Genomic DNA, 5,742 nt, shown 5'->3' on the forward strand with positions numbered 1-5,742 from the left:
GCCGGCCCCGCCCCGCGCCCGCAACATCGCGGCGGCGGTGGCGACCATCATCAGCGCGAACGCCACCATCAGCACCGGCCCGGGAATGTGGCCGCCGACCAGGCCACCGCCGAACGCGCCCACCATGCCGGCCGCGCCGAACAGCAGTCCCGTCTTCCAGCGCACCCGCCCGGCGCGAGCGTGCTGCAGCAGGCTGACCAGCGACGTCACGCCCACCACGAACAGCGAGGAGGCGATGGCCTCCCGCGGCTCCATCCCGCCGAGGTAGGTCAGCAGCGGCACCACGAGGATGGACCCGCCGCCGCCGAGGAGGCCCAGGGACACCCCCACGACGACGGACAGACCCACCACGACGATCAGCATCGGGCCCATGGCGATACTCAGGCCGCAACGGTCTGCCGCTCGAGCCAGCCGGCGTAGCTGCCGTCCAGCTCGGCGACCCGGTATCCGGCCCGACGCAGCGCGCTCGCCGCGACCGAGTTACGAGTACCGCTCTGGCAGTAGCTCACGATCAGGCCGTCGGTCGGCAGCTGGTCGAGGTTCCACAGCACGCGCCCGGCACTGAGCTGCTCTGAGCCCGGGATGTGGCCGCCTGAGTGCTCGGTCTTGTTGCGCACGTCCAGCAGCAGCGCCTCGTCGAGCGTGCCGAGCCGGCTCGGGTCCACGACGTCGGGCGTGACCATGGGCAGCCCGTCGAAGTCGGTGATGTACCCGGCGACGGTGTCGATCCCCACCCGCACCAGGTGGTCGCGCATGTCGGCGGCCTGCTCGGCGTCGGTGGCGAGTAGGACCAGGGGCGTGTCCTCGCGCTCGGGGTCGTACGCCCACGAGCCGAAGGTGGCGGCCTTGGCGGGACCGGGGATGTTGAGCGCCCCGGCGACCGTGCCGCCGTGGACCTCGTCGGCCGCCCTGGTGTCGACGACGACAACGTCGCCAGATTCGATCAGCGACGCGACCTCGGAGTTCGCGAACAGCGCCGGGGCGTCCAGAGTGCCGAGCACCGCCGGGCCCTCCTTGTTCTGCCGCTTCATCCGACCGAAGTAGGCGTGCGCATCCGGCTGACCGTCCAACAGTTCGGCGACGAAACCGGTTTCGTCGTCGTCGTCAACAAACTGTGCCCACCACGCGAACCGACTTTCATACCCGACAGATGTCGAGGGCAGGGCACCGAGCGCCTTGCCGCACGCGCTGCCGGAGCCGTGGCCGGGGAACACCTGGACGTGGCCGGGCAGCTGCGCGAACTTCTGCAACGCGGCGAAGATCTGCTTGGCGCCGCCGAATCGGGTGTCGACGCCGCCGGCGGCCTCGTCGAGCAGGTCGGGGCGGCCCACGTCGCCGGAGAACACGAAGTCGCCGGTGAGCATGTAGCCGGGCTCGTCGGCAAACGCGCCGTCGGTGACGAGGAACGAGATGTGCTCGGGCGTGTGGCCCGGCGTGTGGACGGCCTGGACGGTGATGTTGCCCAGTTCGATCGCGTCGCCGTCGTACAGGCGGGTGGCGTCGAATCCGTACTGCCAGTCCTCGCCGCCCTCGCCGGAGACGTACATCTGCGCGCCGGTGGCCGCGGCGAGCTCGCGCGTGCCGGACAGGTAATCGGCGTGGATGTGGGTCTCGGTGACGCCGGTGATGGTCATGCCGTGCTGGGCGGCCAGGTCCAGGTAGTGCTGGACGTCGCGGCGGGCGTCCACCACGAGTGCCTCGCCCTTGGCCTGGCAGCCGATGAGGTAGCCAGCCTGCGCCAGGTCCTCGTCATAGATCCGTTCGAGAAGCATCGCGTCCTCCTTGGGAGCGGGGCCGGGCCGACCATTCGGGTGGCCCGTTTCAGCGGGTACACCACAGACAATACAAACCCCCGGGGGTATGTGCAAGATACGGCCAGGGGTATCTACCGAATGCGGGCGCGGGTATGCCTATCCGGCCCGCCGGGCAGGGGGATGGGTAATGCTGGTCACGTGAGATGTCACGCAGTGTGGGTTTCGGCTAGGGTTCTAGGGTTCCCGCGGCGCCGAGGTGATCGAGGGCTTTGAATTTCTTTCCCGCAGTACGTATTTCCTAAGGACGATCATGACGTCTGATTCCACCGCCCCCGCGAGCCCCGAAGCTGCTTCCGCGCCGCTTCCCGCCGCGACCGTGCGCCTGATCGCGCTGCTGGTCGCCGCCGCGTTCGTCGTGATCCTCAACGAGACGATCATGTCCGTTGCGCTCCCCGAGCTGATGGGGGAGTTCGACGTCACCGCCGCCACCGCGCAGTGGCTCACCACGGGCTTCATGCTCACCATGGCCGTGGTCATCCCGCTCACCGGCTGGCTGCTGGTGCGGCTGCCGCTTCGGCCCGTCTTCATCCTCGCGATGAGCACCTTCACCGGGGGCACGGTGCTGGCCTCGCTCGCGCCGGTCTTTCCGGTGCTGGTCGCGGGCCGCGTCGTGCAGGCGATCGGTACCGCGATCATGATGCCGCTGCTCATGACCACGGTGCTCAACGTCGTGCCCGCCGACCGCCGGGGGCGGACGATGGGCGTCATCTCGATCGTCATCGCCGTGGCCCCGGCGATCGGCCCGTCCGTCGGCGGTGTGGTTCTGGACGTGCTCAGCTGGCGATGGATGTTCTGGCTGGTCCTGCCCATCGCGCTGCTGGCGCTGGTGGCCGGCGGGGCACTGATCCGCAATGTCACCGATACCCGGCCGATCCCTCTGGACGTGTTCTCGGCAGTGCTCTCGGCGGTCGGCTTCGCGGGCCTGATCTACGGGCTGAGTTCCATCGGCGAGGCAGCCTCCGGGAACGCACTCATCACTCCGTGGATCCCGAGCATGGTGGGCGTGGTGGCGCTCGTGGCGTTCGTGTGGCGTCAGCTCGCGCTGAAGGACTACGCGCTGCTGGATGTTCGCGCGTTCGCCCGTCCGACCTTCACGACGGCTCTCGTCATGATGCTGGTGGCGATGATGTCCCTGTTCGGCACCCTGATCCTCCTGCCGCTCTACATGCAGCAGGTGTTGGGCGTCAGCGTTCTCGACTCCGGCCTGGCACTGCTGCCGGGCGGTCTGGTCATGGGCGTCCTCGGGTGGTTTGTCGGCCGCCTCTTCGACAAGGTCGGCCCGCGTCCTCTCGTCATCCCCGGCGCACTGCTGACCTCCGCCGCGCTGTGGGGAATGACCACTCTCGACGGGGACTCCTCGCTCGGAATGGTCGTGGCATTCCACATTGTGATGAGCACCGGCCTGGCGCTGCTGTTCTCCCCGCTGATGACGGCTGCACTCGGTTCGCTGCCCCCGCACCTGTACTCGCATGGCTCGGCCCTGATGAACACGCTCCAGCAGGTCGCCGCGGCAGCGGGTACCGCGATGTTCATCACCGTGATGACCCTGGGCATCGTCAGCGGTGCCGAGTCCGGCGCTGAGCCGGTCGCCGCGCAGATGAATGGCGTACACAACGCCATGCTGGTCGGCGCCTTGATCTCCCTGATCACGGTGATCGGCGTGTTCTTCATCCGCAACACCGCGCAGACCGAGGCGCCCGTCGCCCAGGCTCTGGCCGAAGAGGCCGACCAGGCCTGACCCATCGGCTGTGCCCAGACCGCGACATGGCAGGACGAAGGCGTCTGAATGTTCGGCCACCTGGCCGGATGCTCAGGCGCCTTTCGTTTCACATGGTCGACGGTCCTGGCGTTGACGGCCACATGGCCGGTAGTCACCTGATCGGCGGAAACACGGGCGCATCCAAGCCATCGATTTCGTTCGCACCATCGGCGTCATCCGGCCAGAAATCCGGGGCAGGCGACGGCACCGGTGGCCGGCGGCCAGGGTCTACCCACGTCGACCGGAAGTCGACCCAGTCGCACCATTGCGCGAGCGTGCTCCGGGTGATCCCGTAGCGCCGGCATACGTCGTCGGCATGCATGCCGTCGCTGTACAGCCCGACGGCTTCGATCCAGATGAGTTCGTCCCCGAATGCTGGTCCCATGCCAGAAGTTGTATACCGCAGCTACGACACACGCTGACGCTGCCAGCGAGCCGCGCACAGTCGCCGACAGCCGCCCACGGCCGCCCACAGCGGGCCGCCTCAGCCAGCCGTATCGCTGACCCGCACCCCGTGTCGTCCGAGTGGCAGCATGAGGGGTCGCCCGGAGGTGGGGTCCTCGATCACCCGGCAGTCGAGTCCGAACACCGCCCGCACCATGTCTGACGTGAACACCTCGCCGGGCGTCCCGGCGCAGTGCACCCGACCGTCGGCGATCGCCACCAGGTGGTCGGCGTAGCGGGCGGCGAGGTTGAGGTCGTGCAGCACCATGACGATGGTCGTGCCGCGGTCGTTGTTGAGGTCCACCAGAAGGTCGAGGATCTCCACCTGGTGGGCAACGTCGAGGAACGTGGTGGGCTCATCCAGGAGCAGCAGGTCGGTCTGCTGGGCCAGTGCCATGGAGATCCACACGCGTTGCCGCTGACCGCCGGAAAGTTCGTCCACGGACCGGTCGGCCAGCGCCAGCGAGTCGGTGGCGGCGAGCGCAGCGGCCACGGCCGCGTCGTCCTCGACGGACCAGCGCGAGAGCATGCCCTGGTGCGGATTCCGGCCGCGTCCCACGAGGTCGGCGACGGTGATGCCCTCGGGCGCGACGGGGGACTGGGGCAGCAGCCCGAGTTGGCGTGCGAGCTTCTTGGCGGGCATGCGGTGCACCTCGCGGCCATCCAGCAGAACCTGCCCGGCGCGTGGGGACAGCAGACGCGACATCGATCGCAGGAGGGTGGATTTTCCGCACGCGTTGGCGCCGACGATCGCGGTGATGGCGCCCGGCGGAATGTCCAGATCCAGGTCGTCGATCACGGTGCGGTCCCGGTAGCCCAGCGTCAGGCCGGTGGCCTCGAGGGTGTGGTGGGCGGTCACAGTGAGCCTCCGGTGCGATTGGTGCGGGCGATCAGATAGACGAGGTACGGCGCGCCGAGGGCGCCGGTGATCACGCCAACGGGGAAGCGGGTGCCAAAGGCGAACTGGCCCAGCAGGTCGGCACCGAGCACGAGGATGATCCCGATCATCGCCGCGGGGATGAGCGGGGAGCCGTGGGGACCGACAAGGCGCACCGCGATCGGCCCGGCGAGGAACGCCACAAAGGCGATGGGCCCGGTAGCGGAGGTGGCAAAGGCGATGAGCCCCACGGCGGCGACGATCAGGAGGACGCGCGTCAGTTCGGTGCGAACGCCGAGCGCGGAGGCGGTGTCGTCGCCGAGTTGCAGAATCGACAGCGATCTCGACAGAAGTAGTAGCACCGGCACCAACACGCAACTCGCGACCAGCACGGGCAGAGTCTGCTCCCAGGAGGCACCGTTGAGGCTGCCGGCGAGCCACCGCATGGCCTCCTGCAGTTCCCATTGCGGTGCCTTCTCGAGGATGTAGCTGGTGGCGGCGTCGAGCGTGGCGGCGATCCCGATGCCGATGAGCACCAGCCGCGTGCCCAGCACCCCACCGCGGTAGGCGAGCGCATAGATCGCGAGCGCCACCGCGATCCCGGCGAGAATCGCGAACAGTGAGACCTGCGCCCCGCCGAGTCCGAGGATCACGATCGCGAACACCGCTGCGGCGCTGGCGCCGGAGGAGATGCCGATGATGTCCGGCGAGGCCAGGGGGTTGCGCAGCATGGTCTGGAAGGTCACGCCGCCGAGTCCGAAGCACGTCCCGGCCAGGACCGCGAGGACCGCGCGCGGCAGCCGGAGCCGCCCGACGGTGAAGGATGCGCCGGGCACGTCGTGTCCCAG

Annotated in this window: 6 protein-coding genes; 1 reads left to right on the forward strand and 5 read right to left on the reverse strand. The window is 68.9% G+C overall.

Annotated elements, in window-relative coordinates; translation table 11 throughout:
- A partial coding sequence (locus G6016_RS11910; protein ID WP_182632860.1) for a sulfite exporter TauE/SafE family protein occupies window positions 1-372 on the reverse strand: 372 nt, incomplete at its 3' end.
- A gap of 8 nt (window positions 373-380) precedes the next feature.
- Entirely contained in the window at window positions 381-1,772 is a 1,392-nt protein-coding gene (locus G6016_RS11915; protein WP_182632861.1) for an MBL fold metallo-hydrolase, read from the reverse strand.
- A gap of 292 nt (window positions 1,773-2,064) precedes the next feature.
- Between G6016_RS11915 and G6016_RS11920 the strand changes: the two genes are divergently transcribed.
- Window positions 2,065-3,552, forward strand: a complete 1,488-nt coding sequence (locus G6016_RS11920; RefSeq protein WP_182632862.1) for an MDR family MFS transporter — start codon at window positions 2,065-2,067, stop codon at window positions 3,550-3,552.
- Window positions 3,553-3,685: 133 nt separating this feature from the next.
- Here G6016_RS11920 and G6016_RS11925 read toward each other — a convergent pair whose 3' ends face one another.
- The 3 genes from G6016_RS11925 to G6016_RS11935 all read right to left on the reverse strand — a co-directional run.
- The gene (locus G6016_RS11925) at window positions 3,686-3,958 is read right to left on the reverse strand and encodes a helix-turn-helix domain-containing protein (protein ID WP_182632863.1); all 273 of its coding nucleotides are present in this window, start codon (window positions 3,956-3,958) and stop codon (window positions 3,686-3,688) included.
- A 99-nt stretch (window positions 3,959-4,057) separates the two neighbouring features.
- Window positions 4,058-4,876, reverse strand: coding sequence for an ATP-binding cassette domain-containing protein (locus G6016_RS11930; RefSeq protein WP_182632864.1), 819 nt, complete (start codon window positions 4,874-4,876; stop codon window positions 4,058-4,060).
- Window positions 4,873-5,742: FecCD family ABC transporter permease (locus tag G6016_RS11935; RefSeq protein ID WP_182632865.1), on the reverse strand; the 870-nt coding region annotated here is incomplete at its 5' end. The genes G6016_RS11930 and G6016_RS11935, both read right to left, overlap by 4 nt.

The sequence above is a fragment of the Dietzia aerolata genome, assembly GCF_014144865.1.
GTDB classification, from domain to species: domain Bacteria; phylum Actinomycetota; class Actinomycetes; order Mycobacteriales; family Mycobacteriaceae; genus Dietzia; species Dietzia aerolata.